This window comes from Streptomyces caelestis (assembly GCF_001279005.1).
Lineage (GTDB): Bacteria > Actinomycetota > Actinomycetes > Streptomycetales > Streptomycetaceae > Streptomyces > Streptomyces heliomycini.
In genome coordinates this window covers 1-17,940 of the sequence record NZ_LGCN01000096.1, presented here as the reverse complement: position 1 = coordinate 17,940, position 17,940 = coordinate 1, and the positions used below count along the sequence as shown (strand labels likewise).

The 17,940-nt window shown below is 73.3% G+C and carries 12 protein-coding genes and 2 pseudogenes; 12 read left to right on the top strand and 2 right to left on the bottom strand.

The window, feature by feature from the left end:
* Nucleotides 1–18: 18 nt before the first annotated feature.
* Together fdhD and ADK41_RS42990 are read right to left on the bottom strand one after the other, a co-directional pair.
* A complete protein-coding gene (gene fdhD / locus ADK41_RS09425; protein WP_030819046.1) occupies nucleotides 19–867 on the bottom strand; it encodes a formate dehydrogenase accessory sulfurtransferase FdhD in 849 nt (282 codons plus the stop codon).
* Nucleotides 868–887: 20 nt separating this feature from the next.
* Nucleotides 888–1,237 (bottom strand): annotated as a pseudogene (locus ADK41_RS42990) (2Fe-2S iron-sulfur cluster-binding protein); the annotation flags it as partial.
* Between the two features lie 334 nt (nucleotides 1,238–1,571).
* Here ADK41_RS42990 and ADK41_RS09420 point away from each other — a divergent pair.
* From ADK41_RS09420 to ADK41_RS09365, 12 genes and pseudogenes are all read left to right on the top strand, one after another.
* Nucleotides 1,572–2,519 carry a beta-ketoacyl-ACP synthase III gene (locus tag ADK41_RS09420; protein WP_030819044.1) on the top strand — a complete coding sequence of 316 codons (948 nt, stop codon included), beginning with the start codon at nucleotides 1,572–1,574 and terminating at the stop codon, nucleotides 2,517–2,519.
* Between the two features lie 15 nt (nucleotides 2,520–2,534).
* A pseudogene (locus ADK41_RS09415) lies at nucleotides 2,535–2,801 on the top strand (FCD domain-containing protein); the annotation flags it as partial.
* Nucleotides 2,802–3,020: 219 nt separating this feature from the next.
* Nucleotides 3,021–4,202, top strand: a complete 1,182-nt coding sequence (locus ADK41_RS09410; protein WP_030819040.1) for an ROK family protein — start codon at nucleotides 3,021–3,023, stop codon at nucleotides 4,200–4,202.
* Nucleotides 4,203–4,515: 313 nt separating this feature from the next.
* The gene (locus ADK41_RS09405) at nucleotides 4,516–6,033 is read left to right on the top strand and encodes a sugar ABC transporter ATP-binding protein (RefSeq protein WP_030819038.1); all 1,518 of its coding nucleotides are present in this window, start codon (nucleotides 4,516–4,518) and stop codon (nucleotides 6,031–6,033) included.
* Nucleotides 6,030–7,049: an ABC transporter permease gene (locus tag ADK41_RS09400; protein WP_030819036.1), complete on the top strand. Its 1,020-nt coding sequence runs from the start codon at nucleotides 6,030–6,032 to the stop codon at nucleotides 7,047–7,049. Before ADK41_RS09405 ends, ADK41_RS09400 begins: the two co-directional genes overlap by 4 nt.
* Before the next feature lie 17 nt (nucleotides 7,050–7,066).
* Nucleotides 7,067–8,113, top strand: a complete 1,047-nt coding sequence (locus ADK41_RS09395) for a substrate-binding domain-containing protein (protein WP_030819034.1) — start codon at nucleotides 7,067–7,069, stop codon at nucleotides 8,111–8,113.
* Nucleotides 8,114–8,193: 80 nt separating this feature from the next.
* A complete protein-coding gene (locus ADK41_RS09390) occupies nucleotides 8,194–9,402 on the top strand; it encodes a Gfo/Idh/MocA family protein (protein ID WP_030819032.1) in 1,209 nt (402 codons plus the stop codon).
* Between the two features lie 15 nt (nucleotides 9,403–9,417).
* Entirely contained in the window at nucleotides 9,418–10,416 is a 999-nt protein-coding gene (locus ADK41_RS09385) for a sugar phosphate isomerase/epimerase family protein (RefSeq protein ID WP_030819030.1), read from the top strand.
* Between the two features lie 278 nt (nucleotides 10,417–10,694).
* Complete coding sequence (locus ADK41_RS09380) at nucleotides 10,695–14,411, top strand: ThuA domain-containing protein (RefSeq protein ID WP_030819028.1); 3,717 nt, start codon at nucleotides 10,695–10,697, stop codon at nucleotides 14,409–14,411.
* Between the two features lie 129 nt (nucleotides 14,412–14,540).
* A complete protein-coding gene (locus ADK41_RS09375) occupies nucleotides 14,541–15,710 on the top strand; it encodes an inositol-3-phosphate synthase (RefSeq protein WP_030819026.1) in 1,170 nt (389 codons plus the stop codon).
* Nucleotides 15,711–15,988: 278 nt separating this feature from the next.
* Complete coding sequence (locus ADK41_RS09370; RefSeq protein WP_051842815.1) at nucleotides 15,989–17,005, top strand: SCO3242 family prenyltransferase; 1,017 nt, start codon at nucleotides 15,989–15,991, stop codon at nucleotides 17,003–17,005.
* An 89-nt stretch (nucleotides 17,006–17,094) separates the two neighbouring features.
* Nucleotides 17,095–17,940 (top strand): sugar phosphate isomerase/epimerase family protein (locus ADK41_RS09365; RefSeq protein WP_432422509.1); only part of this gene is annotated, 846 nt, incomplete at its 3' end.

Here is a 17,940-nt window from a genome sequence, read left to right as displayed (position 1 = left end):
GTACGGCGGGGGAGCCGGTCAGCCCCGGGCGGCCGCGGCCCGCAGGGCGATGCGCTCCTCACCCGCGTACACGTTCATGGAACCGCCCCGCAGGAAGCCCACCAGGGTCAGCCCCGTCTCCGCCGCCAGGTCCACGGCCAGCGAGGACGGCGCGGAGACCGCCGCCAGCATCGGGACGCCGGCCATGACCGCCTTCTGCGCCAGCTCGAAGGAGGCCCGGCCGGAGACCAGCAGGATCGTCCGGGACAGCGGCAGGTCTCCGCTCTGCAGGGCACGGCCGACCAGCTTGTCGACCGCGTTGTGCCGGCCCACGTCCTCCCGTACGTCGAGCAGCTCGCCGTCCTCGTCGAACAGGGCCGCCGCGTGCAGGCCGCCCGTGCGGTCGAAGACCCGCTGGGCCGCGCGCAGCCGGTCGGGCAGGCCCGCCAGCAGCTCCGGCTCCACGCGCAGCGCGGGAGCGTCCGCGATGGGATGGCGGGCCGTGGTGCGCACCGCGTCCAGGCTGGCCTTGCCGCACAGGCCGCAGGAGGACGTGGTGTAGACGTTGCGCTCCAGCGTGATGTCCGGGATCACCACGCCGGGGGAGGTCCTCACGTCCACCACGTTGTAGGTGTTGGAGCCGTCGGCCGTCGCTCCCGCGCAGTAGACGATGTTCTGCAGGTCGGAGGCGGTCGCGAGCACCCCCTCGCTCACCAGGAAACCGGCCGCCAGCGCGAAGTCGTCACCCGGCGTGCGCATGGTGACGGCGAGGGGCCTGCCGTTCAGCCTGATCTCCAGGGGTTCCTCGGCGACGAGCGTGTCGGGGCGGCTGGAGACCGCCCCGTCGCGGATGCGGAGCACCTTGCGTCGTTCCGTGACTCGTCCCATGTTCCCACCCGTTCCGCTCGGTCCCGGTTCCGTACGTGTCGGTCGCCGAAGCGCCCTTTGACGCACAGGTCGCCGCGGGTCACCGGACCGTCGTGCGGCGGGGTGACCTTCACGATCTCATTGTCCTGCACACGGAGTGCGAGGCCGCGTCCCACTCCGCGGTACGCGCGCACGGTCGTCGTCTCCGACCGCCGCGCCCGCGCCCGTCCCAGGTACCCGCCGCCCGCACGTCGCACTCCGGCATGGACGGCAGGGCCCCGGTGGGACGGACCCCGATGCGCTCGCCGCAGTGCACGCGCCTCCGGTCGGTCGGCAGGGCCTCGTGCCCGACGGCGATCCGGGCGTCGAAACCGCGGCCCGTGAACGGGACCGGGCCGGGGGACGCCGAAGCAGGCCGCCGACGACCGGTCACAGCGGTGAGAGCGGTCGGAGTCCGCCTGCCGGTCGCCGCGGGCCGATCGCCTTCGCCCGGCTGTGGGCGGGGGTGGGGGCGCCGCTCGCCCACGGGCCGTACGAGCTCGTGCGGAAGGCGACCCGGCCGTTCACCGGGTGACCGCGGCTCCCTGGCGGTACCGGGCCGCCGGGGCCTGACGGAAGCCGACAAGCCGCGCCTCCGTTTCCTGTCGCTTCACCTGCCCTCGTACCGGTGAGTCACTGATCAGACTGGTGCATCCCGCACCCGACCCACCGAGGGGGACCCACCCATGATCGGCTCGCGCATCGTCGCCGTCGGCCACTACCAGCCCGCCCGGGTGCTCACCAACGAGGACCTGGCGGGCATGGTCGACACCAGCGACGAGTGGATCACGAGCCGGGTGGGCATCCGCACCCGTCACGTCGCCGGCCCCGACGAGCCGGTCGACGAGCTGGCCGCGCACGCCGCCGCCAAGGCGCTGGCGGCGGCCGGCCGGACGCCCGCCGAGATCGACCTGGTCCTGGTCGCCACGTCCACCGCCATCGACCGCTCGCCCAACATGGCCGCCCGCGTCGCGGCCCGCCTCGGCATGCCCGGGCCCGCCGTCATGGACCTCAACGTGGTGTGCGCCGGATTCACCCACGCCCTCGCCACCGCCGACCACGCCGTACGGGCCGGCGGCGCGAGCCGGGTGCTGGTCGTCGGCGCCGACAAGATGACCGACGTGACCGACTGGACCGACCGCACCACCTGCGTGCTCGTCGGCGACGGGGCGGGCGCCGCCGTGGTGGAGGCCTGCGCCCCGGGCGGGGAGGCGGGGATCGGGCCGGTGCTGTGGGGCTCGGTGCCCGAGATGGGGCACGCGGTGCGGATCGAGGGGACGCCGCCGCGGTTCGCGCAGGAGGGCCAGAGCGTCTACCGCTGGGCCGCCACCCAGCTGCCGGTCGTCGCCCGCCAGGCCTGCGAGAAGGCGGGGCTGGCGCCCGAGGACCTCGCCGGGGTCGTCCTGCACCAGGCCAACCTGCGGATCATCGAACCCCTCGCCCGCCGGCTCGGCGCCGTCAACGCCGTCGTCGCCCGCGACGTCACCGAGTCCGGCAACACCTCGGCCGCCAGCATCCCGCTCGCCTTCTCCAAGCTCGTCGAACGGGGCGAGGTGTCGACCGGCGACCCGGTGCTGCTCTTCGGCTTCGGCGGGAACCTGTCGTACGCGGGGCAGGTCGTGCGCTGTCCCTGACCCCGGGCCCCGGCCGAAGGGATCGACGCCGACGACGCGGACGCCCGCTTCCACGCCAAGGTCATGGGACCGGCCGGGAACGCCGTGCTCGCGGCCCGGGCCGACCGGCGCGTGCGCTGGTACCGCACGCCCGTCGCCCGGCAGCGTGGCGGACGGTCCCGGGCCGAGCACCGCGAGGCGATCGCGGCCGTCGACGCCCACGACGGGCAACCGGCCACCCGGCTGATGGGCGAACACACCGAGCACACCCGACGCTCCTGCCCTGCGCGTGCCGGCTCCTGAGCGACCCGCAGGCACCTTTCCACCCTCTTTGCGGGCTTCTTCCCGGGGCCCTCACGGACTCCTTTGTCCTGTGAGTGGAAAAAGTAGGGGGCAATTCCTGCGCGACTTCTTCCCACCTCCGGCAGGCGCTGCTACTTTCCCATCCGAAAGCACGCCACACACGTGGCCGGAATCCGGCGCGCACGGGCCGGTCGAGTCGGGGAGGGGTTCGTGAGACGTATGACAGCGCGACCCGCCAACGCCCACCAGGCCCGACTGCTCAGGCTGCTGCGCGACGGCGGACCCAACTCCCGTGCCCAGCTGGGCGACCAGGTCGACCTCTCCCGGTCGAAACTGGCCGTGGAGGTGGACCGGCTGCTGGAGACGGAGCTCGTCGTGGCCGACGGACTCGCCGCCTCGCGCGGCGGTCGGCGCTCCCACAACATCCGGCTCAACCCGCACCTGCGGTTCCTCGGCGTCGACATCGGCGCGACCTCGGTCGACGTCGCCGTCACCAACGCCGAGCTGGAGATCCTCGGGCACATCAACCAGCCCATGGACGTACGCGAGGGACCGGTCGCGGTCTTCGAGCAGGTACTCGCCATGGCCGCGAAGTTGAGGGCCTCGGGACTCGCGGAGGGGTTCGACGGCGCCGGCATCGGCGTCCCGGGCCCGGTCCGCTTCCCCGAGGGCATCCCGGTGGCTCCGCCGATCATGCCGGGCTGGGACGGCTTCCCCGTGCGGGAGGCGCTCAGCCAGGACCTCGGCTGCCCGGTCATGGTCGACAACGACGTGAACCTGATGGCGATGGGAGAGCAGCACGCGGGCGTCGCCCGCACCGTCGCCGACTTCCTCTGCGTCAAGATCGGCACCGGCATCGGCTGCGGCATCGTCGTCGGCGGTGAGGTCCACCGCGGGACGACGGGCAGCGCGGGCGACATCGGGCACATCCAGGCCGTGCCCGACGGCCGTCCGTGCGCCTGCGGCAACCGGGGCTGCCTGGAGGCCCACTTCTCCGGCGCGGCCCTCGCCCGGGACGCCACGGAGGCCGCCGAACAGCGGCTCTCCGCCGAACTCGCCGCCCGGCTGGAGGCGAACGGCACGCTCAGCGCCGTCGACGTCGCCGCCGCGGCAGCGGCCGGTGACGCCACCGCCCTCGATCTGATCCGCGAGGGCGGCAACCGCACCGGCCAGGTCATCGCCGGCCTGGTCAGCTTCTTCAACCCCGGCCTGGTGGTGATCGGCGGCGGGGTGACCGGCCTCGGCCACACCCTGCTCGCCGCGATCCGCACCCAGGTCTACCGAGGCTCGCTGCCCCTGGCCACCGGCAACCTGCCCATCGTGCTGGGAGAGCTGGGGCCCACCGCCGGAGTCATCGGCGCGGCCCGGCTCATCAGCGACCACCTGTTCTCACCCGCGTAAACAGCCTCACCGCACCTTCGTCGCACCTGCTCCCGGCACCACCGTCTCCCCGAGCCACGACACCACCACATCCGCGCCACGGCACCTGTTCCACCGCACCCGCTCCCGGTACCTGTTCCACGGCACTTGCTCCACTGCACCCGCTCACGGCACCCGCTTCCACCGCACCCGCTCACGGCACCCGCTTCCACCGCACGGAACAGCCCACCCGTACCAGGCACCGCCACCGCCCTGCCCCGCCCTGCCCGAAAACGCCTGCCCCGCAAGGGGATCGCCCTGACACCGGCCCGTACGCCCGCCGAGGGGAATCCGCATGGCACCAGAATCACCGCTGCTCAGCATGTCCGGCATCACCAAGTCGTTCCCCGGAGTCCGGGCCCTGGACGGCGTCGACCTCGACGTCCAGGCCGGCGAGGTGCACTGCCTGCTCGGCCAGAACGGCGCCGGGAAGTCCACCCTGATCAAAGTGCTGGCCGGCGCCCACCAGCCCGACACCGGCGCCATCCGCTGGCGCGGCGAGGACGTCACCCTGCGTTCGCCGATCGCCGCCATGCGCCTCGGCATCGCCACCATCTACCAGGAACTCGACCTGGTGGAACACCTGTCGGTCGCCGAGAACGTCCACCTGGGCCACGAGCCGACCACCGCCGGCTTCGTCGTCCGTTCGGGAACGGCCAAGGCGTCGACGGCGCGGTTGCTGAAGCGGCTCGGCCACCCCGAGATCGACCCGGCCCGGCTGGTCGGCGAACTCCCGGCCGCGCAGCAGCAGATCGTCTCCATGGCGCGGGCGCTCTCCCACGACGTGCGGCTCATCGTGATGGACGAACCGTCCGCCGCCCTCGACCCGGACGAGGTCGACAACCTCTTCCGCATCGTCGACGACCTCACCGCCGACGGAGTCGCCGTCGTCTACATCTCGCACCGCCTGGAGGAGATCCGCCGCATCGGCGACCGGGTGACCGTGCTGAAGGACGGCCGCGCCGTCGCCGGCGGGCTGCCCGCGAAGTCGACGCCGACCCGCGAGGTCGTCGCGCTGATGACGGGACGCGACGTCGAGTACGTCTTCCCGGAGCGGCCCGCCGCCGCCCCGCGGGGCGAACCGGTGCTCACCGTCGAAGGGCTGTCCCGCGAGGGCGAGTTCGCCCCGCTCGACCTCCAGGTGCGGCCCGGGGAGATCGTCGGGCTCGCCGGACTCGTCGGCTCGGGACGCTCCGAGATCCTGGAGACGATCTACGGCGCCCGCAAGCCCGACACCGGCCGGGTCCTCGTCGACGGACGCCCCCTGAAGCCGGGCAGCGTACGGGCCGCCGTGCGCGCCGGACTCGGGCTCGCCCCCGAGGAACGCAAGGCGCAGGCCCTGCTGATGCTGGAGTCCGTCACCCGCAACGTGTCGGTCTCCTCCATGTCCCGCTTCGCCAGGGCCGGCTGGATCGATCGCGGCGCCGAACTGGGGGCGGCACGCGCGGCGGTCCGCGAGCTGTCGCTGCGGCCCGACAACCCGAACGTGCCCGTGCGCACCCTGTCCGGCGGCAACCAGCAGAAGGCCGTGCTCGCCCGCTGGCTGCTGCGCGGCTGCCGGGTGCTGCTGCTCGACGAACCCACCCGGGGCGTCGACGTCGGCGCCCGCGCCGAGCTCTACGCGGTCGTCCGCCGGCTGGCGGACGAGGGCCTCGCCGTGCTGCTGGTCTCCAGCGAGGTGCCCGAGGTGCTCGGCCTCGCCGACCGCGTCCTGGTGCTGCGCGAGGGCAGCGTCGTCCACACGGCGCCCGCCCGCGAACTCGACGAACACCGTGTACTCGACCTCGTCCTGGAAGGAAGCCCGGCGTCATGACGCAGCCCGTCTCCCCGCCGCGGGACAGCGCCCCCAAGGCGCCGTCGGCCGGCGAACCGCCCGCCTGGCGCGCGGTGTTGTTCCGCGCCGACGTCCGCACGCTGTCGCTGCTCGGTGTGCTCGCCGTACTGATCCTCATCGGCGGCATCACCAAACCGGACCAGTTCCTGGACACCCGCAACCTCCAGCTGGTCCTCACCCAGGCCTCCGTCATCGGCGTCGTCACCGTCGGCATGACCTTCGTCATCATCTCCGGCGGCATCGACCTGTCGGTCGGCGCGATCGTCGCCCTCGCCTCGGTGTGGGCCACCACCGTCGCCACCCAGGAGTTCGGCTTCGCGGGCATCCTCTTCACCGCCGTCCTCGTCGGACTGGGGTGCGGACTGGTCAACGGGGTGCTCATCGCGTACGGCGGGATGGTCCCGTTCATCGCCACCCTCGCCATGCTCGCCTCGGCCCGCGGCCTCGCCCTGCAGATCACCGACGGGCGGACGCAGATCGTCACCGTCGACGGCGTCCTCGACCTCGGCGAACGCGACTCCTACGTGCTCGGCGTCCCGCCGCTGGTCCTGGTGTTCGCCGCGGTCACCGTCATCGGCTGGCTGCTCCTCAACCGGACCACCTTCGGCCGCCGCACCGTCGCCGTCGGCGGCAACGCGGAGGCCGCCCGGCTGGCCGGCATCGACGTACGCCGCCAGCGGCTCTACCTCTACCTGCTGTCCGGGCTGTGCTGCGGCATCGCCGCCTTCCTGCTGATCGTGCTGGCCGGCTCCGGCCAGAACACCAACGGCAACCTCTACGAACTCGACGCCATCGCCGCCGCGATCATCGGCGGCACCCTGCTCACCGGGGGCCGGGGCACCATCGTCGGCTCCGTCCTCGGCGTCCTGATCTTCACCACCATCACCAACATCTTCGCCCTGAACAACCTGCAGAGCGACGTCCAGCAGATCGCCAAGGGCGCGATCATCGTCGCCGCCGTGCTGGTCCAGCGCCGTACCGCGAGCACGACCTGAGGAAAGGGTTCACCGCCATGCCAGAGACACCTTTCGCGAGCCGCAGAGGACTGCTCTTCGGAGCGGCCGCCGTATCCGCCGGCGCGTTCGTCACCGGCTGCACCAGCAACGAGTCCAGCGACGACAAGCCGGCCGCGAACGACCGGCCCGCCGCCGACGACAAGCCCGGCAAGCCGGTCACCATCGGCTTCGCCGGACCGCAGGCCGACCACGGCTGGCTCAACGCCATCAACGACAACGCCAAGAAGCGGGCGGAGAAGTACTCCGACGTCACCCTGGAGATCACCGAGGGCTCCAACGACACCGCCCAGCAGATCGGCCAGATCGAGACCCTCATCAACAAGAAGGTCGACGTCCTGGTGATCCTGCCCGCCGACGGCAAGGCGCTCACCCAGGTCGGACTGAAGGCGATGCGCGCCGGCATCCCCGTCGTCAACCTCGACCGGATCTTCAACACCCCGCAGGCGTACCGCTGCTGGGTCGGCGGCGACAACTACGGCATGGGCCTCAACGCCGGCCACTACATCGGCGAGAAGCTCAAGGGCAAGGCGGACGCCAAGGTCGTCGAGCTGGCCGGCCTGGACAACCTGGAGCTGACCAAGCAGCGCACCCAGGGCTTCGACGACGCGCTCAAGAACTACCCCAACATCAAGAAGGTGGCCCGCCAGGCCGCCGAGTTCACCGTCGAGTCCGGCCAGGCCAAGACGGCCCAGCTGCTCCAGGCGCAGTCGCGGATCGACGCGCTGTGGAACCACGACGACGACCAGGGCGTGGGCGCGCTGCGCGCCATCGAGCAGGCCGGGCGCGACGAGTTCCTGATGGTGGGCGGCGCGGGCGCGCTCGCCGCCTTCGAGGCCATCAAGGCCGACAGGGGCGTCCTGAAGGCCACCGTCCTGTACCCGCCGACGATGGCCGCCTCAGCGATCGACCTGGCCCGCGCCCTCGGCCAGGACAAGGGCGTCGGCGGCCTCGCGGAGTTCGAGATCCCCTCGTCGGTGACCTGCTACTCGGCCGTCGTCGACAAGGAGAACGTGGACCAGTACATGCCCACCGGCTTCAAGTGAGGAGCCCCGCCCCACGGGCCTGACCAGCCCCACGGGCGGGGCCCACCCCCGCCCGCCACGACGACGAGGAGGACATCCGAATGGCACAGCCGCAAGCGTCCGACGGGGACAGGACGGGGAAGCCACCGCTGCGCATCGGCATGGTCGGTTACGCCTTCATGGGCGCCGCCCACTCCCAGGGCTGGCGCACCGCGGGCCGCGTCTTCGACCTGCCGATGAGCCCCGACATGGCCGTGATCTGCGGCCGGGACGCCGACGCCGTGCGCGCGGCGGCCGACCGGCACGGCTGGGCGGAGACCGAGACCGACTGGCGCGCCCTCGTCGAACGGGACGACGTCGACCTCGTCGACGTCTGCACCCCCGGCGACAGCCACGCCGAGATCGCGCTCGCCGCGCTCGCCGCGGGCAAGCACGTGCTGTGCGAGAAACCCCTCGCCAACACCGTCGCGGAGGCCGAGGCGATGGCCCGCGCCGCCGAAGAAGCCCAGGCCCGGGGCCAGTTGGCGATGGTCGGCTTCAACTACCGCCGCGTCCCCGCGACCGCGCTGGCCCGGCGGATGGTGGCCGAGGGCCGGATCGGCGCGCTGCGGCACGTACGGGTCGTGTACCTGCAGGACTGGCTGGTGGACCCGCAGTTCCCGCTGACCTGGCGGCTGCGCCGCGAGCAGGCCGGCTCCGGTTCGCTCGGCGACCTCGGCGCGCACATCGTCGACCTGGCGCAGTACCTGGCCGGCGAGCGGCTGGCGGGCGTCTCCGCGCTCACCGAGACGTTCGTACGGGAGCGGCCGCTGCCCACCGCCGCCGGCGCCGGCCTGGCCGCCGTCTCCGCGGCCGGCACCGGCCAGGTCACCGTCGACGACGCCGCCCTGTTCACCGGCCGCTTCGCCTCCGGCGCCCTCGCCTCCTTCGAGGCCACCCGGTACGCCACCGGCCGCAAGAACGCCCTGCGCATCGAACTCAACGGCGAGCGCGGTTCGCTCGCCTTCGACCTGGAACGGCTCAACGAGCTGTCGTACCACGACGGCACCGAGCCCGGCACGCACGCCGGCTTCCGCCGCATCCTCGTCACCGAACCCGACCACCCCTACCTCGAGGGCTGGTGGCCGCCGGGCCACGGCCTCGGCTACGAGCACACCTTCGTGCACCAGGCCCGCGACCTGGTCCACGCGGTCGCCGAGGGCCGCGGCCCCGACCCCTCCTTCGCCGACGGGCTCCAGGTGCAGCGCGTCCTGGCGGCGGTGGAGGAGAGCGCCGGGAAGAACTCCGTCTACACACCGATCGCCGCCTGAGGAGGACGGACAAGGATGCCGCGCGACTTCACGCTGTTCACCGGCCAGTGGGCGGACCTGCCGCTGGAGGAGGTCTGCCGACTCGCCCGCGACTTCGGCTACGACGGCCTCGAACTCGCCTGCTGGGGCGACCACTTCGAAGTGGACAAGGCGCTCGCCGACCCGGCCTACGTCGCCGGCCGCCACCAGCTCCTGGAGAAGTACGGCCTGAAGTGCTGGGCCGTCTCCAACCACCTGGTGGGACAGGCGGTGTGCGACGCCATCATCGACGAACGCCACCGGGCGATCCTGCCCGCCCGCATCTGGGGCGACGGCGAGGCCGAGGGCGTACGACAGCGGGCCGCCGCCGAGATCGAGGACACCGCGCGCGCCGCGGCCCTCCTCGGCGTCGACACCGTCATCGGCTTCACCGGCTCCGCCATCTGGCACCTGGTCGCCATGTTCCCGCCCGCCCCCGAGTCCATGATCGAGCGCGGCTACGAGGACTTCGCCGAGCGGTGGAACCCGATCCTGGACGTCTTCGACGCCGAGGGCGTGCGGTTCGCGCACGAGGTCCACCCCAGCGAGATCGCCTACGACTACTGGACGACCGTACGCGCCCTGGACGCGGTCGGCCGCCGGCCGGCCTTCGGCCTCAACTTCGACCCCTCCCACTTCGTCTGGCAGGACCTCGACCCGGTCGGCTTCCTGTGGGACTTCCGCGACCGGATCTACCACGTCGACTGCAAGGAGGCCCGCAGGCGCCTCGACGGCCGCAACGGCCGTCTCGGCTCCCATCTGCCCTGGGGCGACCCCCGGCGCGGCTGGGACTTCGTCTCCGCCGGCCACGGGGACGTGCCCTGGGAGGACGTCTTCCGGATGCTGCGCTCCATCGACTACCAAGGGCCCGTCTCCGTGGAGTGGGAGGACGCCGGCATGGACCGGCTCCAGGGCGCCCCCGAGGCGCTCATTCGCCTCAAGGCCTTCGACTTCGAGCCGCCCAGCGCGTCCTTCGACGCCGCGTTCAACAGCTGACCCGAGCGCCCGGCGGCAGGCCGGGGACGGGGACCGGCGCATCCGCCGGTCCCCGGTCCGACCTGCCCGGATTCCGCTTTGTCCTGTGGTGGGAAAAAGTTCGACCGGTTCCGTTCCCAGGGGTGTTCGCCCCGGAAGAACGCGGTTACCGTCCCTGAAGTGTTCAGGACACCCACGTCTCCGGGGTGACGGCGCACCCCGGCGCCCGCACGCACCGCACGCACCGCACGTCCTCGCAGCTGTTCCGTACGGCCCCATCCCGTTCCCGGAGGGACTTCGTGCACAGAAGCAGACTCACATCCACCCGCACCACGAGGCGTCGTCCCGGACTTCGCACCGGGCTCGCCCTGTTCACCGGCCTGCTGCTGGCCGTGGGCACCCCGGCGACCGTCGCCGGCGCCCACCCCGGCCACCCGGAGCACGACGAACCGGCGGCCGCCGAGGGGCAGTTCCAGCAGGTGCCGCTCGCCAAGGGCGAGCCCGAGACGGGCGAGCCGATGTCGCTCGCCGTGCTCCCGGACCGCAGCGTCCTGCACACCTCGCGCGACGGCACACTGCGCCTCACCGACCAGGGCGGCGTCACCAAGGTCGCCGGCAAGCTCGACGTCTACAGCCACGACGAGGAGGGCCTGCAGGGCGTCGGCATCGACCCGGACTTCGAGAACAACCGGGCGATCTACCTCTACTACGCCCCACCGCTCGACACCCCCGCGGGCGACGCCCCGGAGACCGGCACCGCCGAGGACTTCAAGAAGTTCGACGGCGTCAACCGCCTCTCCCGGTTCGTCCTCAACCCCAACGGCACACTGGACCTGTCCAGCGAGAAGAAGGTCCTGGACGTCGCGGCCTCCCGCGGCACCTGCTGTCACGTCGGCGGCGACATCGCCTTCGACGCCGAGGGCAACCTCTACCTGTCCACCGGCGACGACACCAACCCCTTCTCCTCCGACGGCTACACGCCGATCGACGAGCGGGCGAACCGCAACCCGGCCTTCGACGCCCGCCGCAGCTCCGGCAACACCAACGACCTGCGCGGCAAGATCCTCCGCATCAAGGTCGCCGAGGACGGCTCGTACACGGTCCCGGAGGGCAACCTCTTCGCCCCCGGCACCGAGAGGACCCGCCCCGAGATCTACGCGATGGGCTTCCGCAATCCGTTCCGGATGAACATCGACAAGAAGACCGGCACCATCTACGTGGGTGACTACGGCCCCGACGCCGGCGCCGCCGACCCGAACCGGGGCCCGGCGGGACAGGTCGAGTTCGCCAAGGTCACCAAGCCCGCCAACTTCGGCTGGCCGTTCTGCACCGGCGACAACGACGCCTACAACGACTACGACTTCGCCACCGGAGCCTCCGGCGGGAAGTTCGACTGCGCCGCCCCGAAGAACACCTCGCGGCACAACACCGGCCTCGTCGACCTGCCGCCCGCGCAGCCCGCCTGGATCCCCTACGACGGCGGCTCCGTCCCCGAGTTCGGCAGCGGCTCCGAGTCCCCGATGGGCGGCCCGGTCTACCGCTACGACCCCGACCTCGAGTCCTCGGTGAAGTTCCCCGAGGCGTACGACGGCGACTTCTTCGCCGGCGAGTTCGGCCGCCGCTGGATCAAGCGGATCGAGCAGAACGAGGACGGCACGGTCGCGAAGATCAACGACTTCCCGTGGACCGGCACCCAGATCATGGACATGGAGTTCGGCCCCGACGGCGCGCTCTACGTCCTGGACTACGGTCTGTCCTGGTTCCAGGGCGACAAGGACTCCGCCCTGTACCGGATCGAGAACGCCGAGGACGGCTTCTCCCCGATCGTCGAGGCCGGCGCGGACAAGACGTCCGGCGCGGCCGGGCTGAGGGTCAGGTTCACCGGCAGCGCCAAGGACGCCGACTCCCCGGACCTCACCTACGGCTGGGACTTCGGCGACGGCACCAAGGGCGAGGGCCTCACCCCCACCCACCGCTACAAGAAGGCCGGCACCTACACCGCGACCTTCACCGCGAAGGACCCCGAGGGCAACACCGGGAACGCCAGCGTCCGGATCGTGGTCGGCAACACCGAGCCCACGGTGAGGATCACCGTGCCGGGCAACGGCAGCCTGGCCGCCTTCGGCGAGCCCGTGCCGTTCAAGGTGACCGTCACCGACCCCGAGGAGCGGATCGACTGCTCCAGGGTCAAGGTCGCCTACAGCCTCGGCCACGACTCCCACGCCCACGAGCTGACCAGCGAGACGGGCTGTGAGGGCACCCTCAAGCCGCCCGCCGGGGACGGCGGTCACGACCCCAACGCCAACATCTACGGTGTCGTCGGCGCCAGTTACACCGACGGCGGGGCGAACGGCCAGGAGGCGCTGACCGGCACCGCCCGCACCGTGCTCCAGCCGCTGCACCGCCAGGCCGAGCACTTCGGCGCCCAGCAGGGCGTGTCGGTGATCGACAAGACCGGCGCCAACGGCGGCAAGACCGTCGGCGACATCCACGACGGCGACTGGATCTCCTTCAGCCCCTACAAGTTCGACGGGCAGAAGAAGATGACCGTACGGGCCTCCTCCGGCGGCGCCGGCGGCTTCGTCGAGCTGCGCACCGGCTCGCCCACCGGCACGCTGCACGGCTCGGCGTACATCCCGCCGACCGGCGGCTGGGAGACGTTCCAGGACGTCGACGTGCCGCTGCGGTCGCTGCCGAAGAAGACCACGGAGATCTACCTGGTCTTCCGGGGCGGCGAGGGCGCGCTGTACGACGTGGACGACTTCGAGTTCTCCACCGAGCCGTTCAAGGCCGGCAAGAAGGTCCTGGTCTTCTCCAAGACCGCCGGTTTCCGCCATGACTCCATCCCGCAGGGCGTCGCCGCGCTGAAGGAGCTGGGCGCCCCGGCCGGCATCTCGGTCACGGCGACCGAGGAGGCCCGGCAGTTCACCACCGCCAACCTCGCCAAGTACGACGCGGTGGCCTTCCTGTCCACCACCGGTGACGTCCTCGACGCCGACCAGCAGAAAGCGTTCGAGGACTACGTCAAGAACGGCGGCGGCTACCTGGGCGTCCACGCCGCCGCCGACACCGAGTACGACTGGGAGTTCTACGGCGGCCTCGTCGGCGCCTACTTCGACTCGCACCCGGCCATCCAGAAGGCCACCGTGCGCGTCCACGACCACGACCACCCGTCCACCGCGCACCTGGGCGACACCTGGGAGCGCACCGACGAGTGGTACAACTACCGCACCAACCCGCGCGAGCAGGCCAAGGTCCTCGCCACCCTCGACGAGACGACCTACCAGGGCGGCACCATGAAGGGCGACCACCCGATCGCCTGGTGCCAGAGCTACGGCGGCGGCCGCTCCTTCTACACCGGCGGCGGCCACACCAAGGAGTCGTACGCCGACGAGGCCTTCCGGACCCACCTGCTCGGCGGCCTCCAGTACGCCACCGGCCAGGTCAAGGCGGACTGCAAGCCGGACAAGGGCTACCGGGAGATCTTCAACGGCCGGACCCTGGACGGCTGGAAGCAGGCCGGCCCCGGGAAGTTCAACGTCAAGGACGGCACCCTGGAGTCCGAGGGCGGCATGGGGCTGCTCTGGTACCAGGCCAAGGAACTGACGTCGTACTCGCTCAAGCTCGACTGGAAGATGCGGGGCGACGACAACTCCGGCGTCTTCGTGGGCTTCCCGGCCTCCGACGACCCCTGGTCCGCGGTGGACAAGGGCTACGAGATCCAGATCGACGCCACGGACGCGGCCGACCGCACCACGGGCTCCGTCTACTCGTTCAAGTCGGCGAACATCAAGGCCCGTGACCAGGTCCTGCGCCCGCCCGGCCAGTGGAACTCCTACGAGATCAGGGTTCGGGGCGAACGCCTCCAGGTGTTCCTCAACGGAGTCAAGATCAACGACTTCACCAACAAGGACCCCGAGCGGAGCCTGACCGACGGCTACATCGGCCTGCAGAACCACGGCGCCGGCGACCAGGTCTCCTTCCGGAACATCCAGCTGAAGGAACTGCCCTCCTAGGGCGACCGGAACGGCGGCGGGCGGAGGACGCCGGACCTCCGCCCGCCGTCCCGCCGGGCCCCGTGCCCGGCACCCCGCTCGTCCCCTCCGGCGCTCGCACCAGGTTCGCGTACGACAAGGAGGCTGCCCATGTCCGCCGAACCGTTCCTCCCCACCCCCGCCCCGGCCCCCCGCTTCGGCGTCTGGCTCGTCGGCGCGCGCGGCTCCGTCGCCACGACCGCGATCGCGGGCTGCGCCGCCGTCGCCGCCGAACTCCACCCGCCGACCGGCATGGTCACCGAGACCCCCGACTTCACCTCCTGCGGTCTGCCGCCGCTGTCCTCCCTCGTCTTCGGCGGCCACGACACCCTCGACTGCCCGCTGCCCAAGCGCGCCGAGCACCTCGCCGACGGCGGCGTCCTGCCGCACGGCCTGCCGTCCGCGGTGCACGCCGAGCTCGTCGCCGCCGACCGGGAGATCAGGCCCGGCGGCCCGCCGCCCGGTGACACCGGCCGCACCCGGGACCAGTGGATCGACGTCTTCGCGGCCGACATCCGCGACTTCGTGCGCCGCCAGGACCTCGCGGGCGCCGTCGTGATCAACGTCGCCTCCACCGAGCCGGCCCCCGCCGACGGCGCCCTGCCGCCCAGCTCCCTCTACGCGGCGGCCGCCCTGCGCGCCGGCTGTCCCTACGTCAACTTCACCCCGTCCACGGGCCTGCACCACCCGGCGCTGGCCCCGCTCGCCGCCTCCTCGGGCCTGCCGTACGCGGGCCGCGACGGCAAGACCGGGCAGACCCTGCTGCGCTCCGTGCTCGGCCCGATGTTCCTGCAGCGCGCCCTCGCCGTGCGCGCCTGGTCCGGCACCAACCTCCTGGGCGGCGGCGACGGCGCCGCCCTCGCCGACCCCGCCGCCGCCGCGGCCAAGAACGCCGGCAAGGAACGCGTCCTCGCCGACACCCTCGGCGCCACCCCCGAGGGCGAGGTCCACATCGACGACGTGCCCGCGCTCGGCGACTGGAAGACGGCCTGGGACCACATCGCCTTCGACGGCTTCCTCGGCGCCCGGATGGTCCTCCAGACCACCTGGCAGGGCTGCGACTCGGCCCTCGCCGCCCCCCTCGTCCTGGACCTGGCCCGGCTGACCGCCCGCGCCCGGCAGAAGGGCCTGAGCGGCCCGCTGAGCGAACTGGGCTTCTACTTCAAGGATCCGGTCGGCGACGGCCCCTCGTCCCTGGCCGAGCAGTACACGGAGCTGAGGCGCTTCGCCGAGCGGCTGCGGGACGGCGCCGACGCCGACGACCGCGGGACCCGCCGATGAGCCGCACGACCGCCCCGGTCCCCCGGGACACGCCCGCACCGTCCGGGGCGACGGCCGGCGGCCCGGCCCCCGCGCGCCGTACCCCCCGCCGGGGCCGCGCGGCCGCGTGGGCGGAGTCGCTGCGCCCGCCCGCGCTGTTCGCCCTCCCCGGGGCGGGGACGGGAGGCCGGACCCGGAAGGACGCCGCCGCGCGCCGCACCCCCCGCCCCGACTCCGGCCGCGTGGGCCCGGGGAGGGGACTGCTGCGCCTGCCCGCGCTGTTCGCCCTCTCCGGGGCCCTGGCCGGCGCGGGAGCGGCGGAAGGCCGGGGGCCCGGGGACGCCGCGCGCCGCGCATCCCGGCCCCGCTCGCGCCGCCCGGCCGCGTGGGCCGAGCTGCTGAGACTGCCCGCCCTCTTCACCGTCCCCGGCGACGCCCTGGCCGGCGCGGCGGCGGCCGGTGCGCGCCCCGGGCCGCGGACCCTGCTCGCGATCGGCTCCTCCGTGTGCCTGTACGAGGCCGGCATGGCCCTGAACGACTGGGCGGACCGCGCCGAGGACGCCGTGGAGCGCCCGCACCGCCCGCTGCCGTCCGGCCGCATCCGCCCGGCCGCCGCCCTCACCGCCGCCGGCGTCCTCACCGGCGCCGGACTGGCGCTCGCCGCCGGCGCGGGGCGGCCCGCCCTCGCGGTGGCGGCGCCCCTGGCGGCGACCGTCTGGGCCTACGACCTCGCCCTGAAGCACACGCCCGCCGGTCCCGCGGCCATGGCCGCCGCCCGCGGACTCGACCTGCTCCTGGGCGCCGCGGCCACCGGCGGCGGCACCCGTGCCGCCCTGCCCTCCGCCGCGCTGCTCGGCGGCCACACCCTCGCGGTCACGGCCGTGTCCCGCCGGGAGACCACCGGCGGCTCGGCCCTGGCCCCGCTGGCGGCCCTCGCGACGACGGGGGCGCTGACCCGGCTGGTCACCCACCGCCGCATCCGACCCCCGGCAGGCCGGCGGGCAGCAGCCGCCCCCGGCCTGCCGGGCTCCGGCCCGGCCGGCGGCACGCCCCGGGCCACCGCCGTCCTCGCCACCGCCCTGGGCGCCGCCTACGCCGCCACGGCCGCCCGGCCCTACGTCCACGCCGCGCTCAACCCCTCACCCCCGCTCACCCAGCGCGCCGTCGGCGGCGGCATCCGCGCCACGATCCCGCTCCAGGCCGCACTCGCCGCCCGTTCCGGCGCGACCGCCACGTCCCTCCTGGTCGCGTCCCTGGCCCCGGCCGGCCGGATGTTCGCGAGGAGGGCCGGCATGAGGAAGGTGAGCATCACGTGAGCCGGAACCCGCACCAGGACGTCACCGAGGACAGCCGTGTCCCGGCCCCGGAGGCGAGCCGGGACACGAGCGGCGGCCCGGTCCGGCACATGAGCCGGGAGGCGGCCGGGGGCGGTCACGGCCCGGGCGGGGACGCGGGCCGAGCCGCACGCGCGGACCGGGCCCGGGACGCGAACCGGCGCGCCGGCACCCCCCTCCGCTTCGGCTACGGCACCAACGGCCTCGCCGACCTCCGCCTCGACGACGCCCTCGCCCTCCTCGCCGACCTCGGCTACGACGGCGTGGGCCTGACCCTCGACCACATGCACCTCGACCCGCTCGCCCCGGACCTCGCCGCCCGCACCCGCCGGGTGGCGCACCGGCTGGACGAGCTCGGGCTCGGCGTGACCGTGGAGACCGGCGCCCGCTACGTGCTCGACCCCCGCCGCAAGCACGGCCCCTCGCTGCTGGACGCCGACCCGGACGACCGCGCCCGCCGCGTCGACCTCCTCCTGCGGGCGGTCCGCGTCGCCGCCGACCTCGGCGCGCACGCCGTGCACTGCTTCAGCGGCATCGTCCCCGCCGGCGCCGACGAGGACACCGCCTGGAAACGCCTCGCCGAGACCCTCACCCCCGTCCTGGACGCCGCCGCCACCGCCGGCGTCCCCCTCGCCGTCGAACCCGAACCCGGCCACCTCCTCGCCACCCTCGCCGACTTCCACCACCTGCGCCGCACGCTCGGCGACCCCGAGCCCCTCGGCCTCACCCTGGACCTCGGCCACTGCCAGTGCCTCGAGCCCCTCCCGCCCGCCGACTGCGTACGCGAGGCCGCCCCCTGGCTGCGCCACGTCCAGATCGAGGACATGCGCCGAGGCGTCCACGAACACCTCCCCTTCGGCGACGGCGAGATCGACTTCCCGCCCGTCCTCGCGGCCCTCGCCGCCACCGGCTACCAG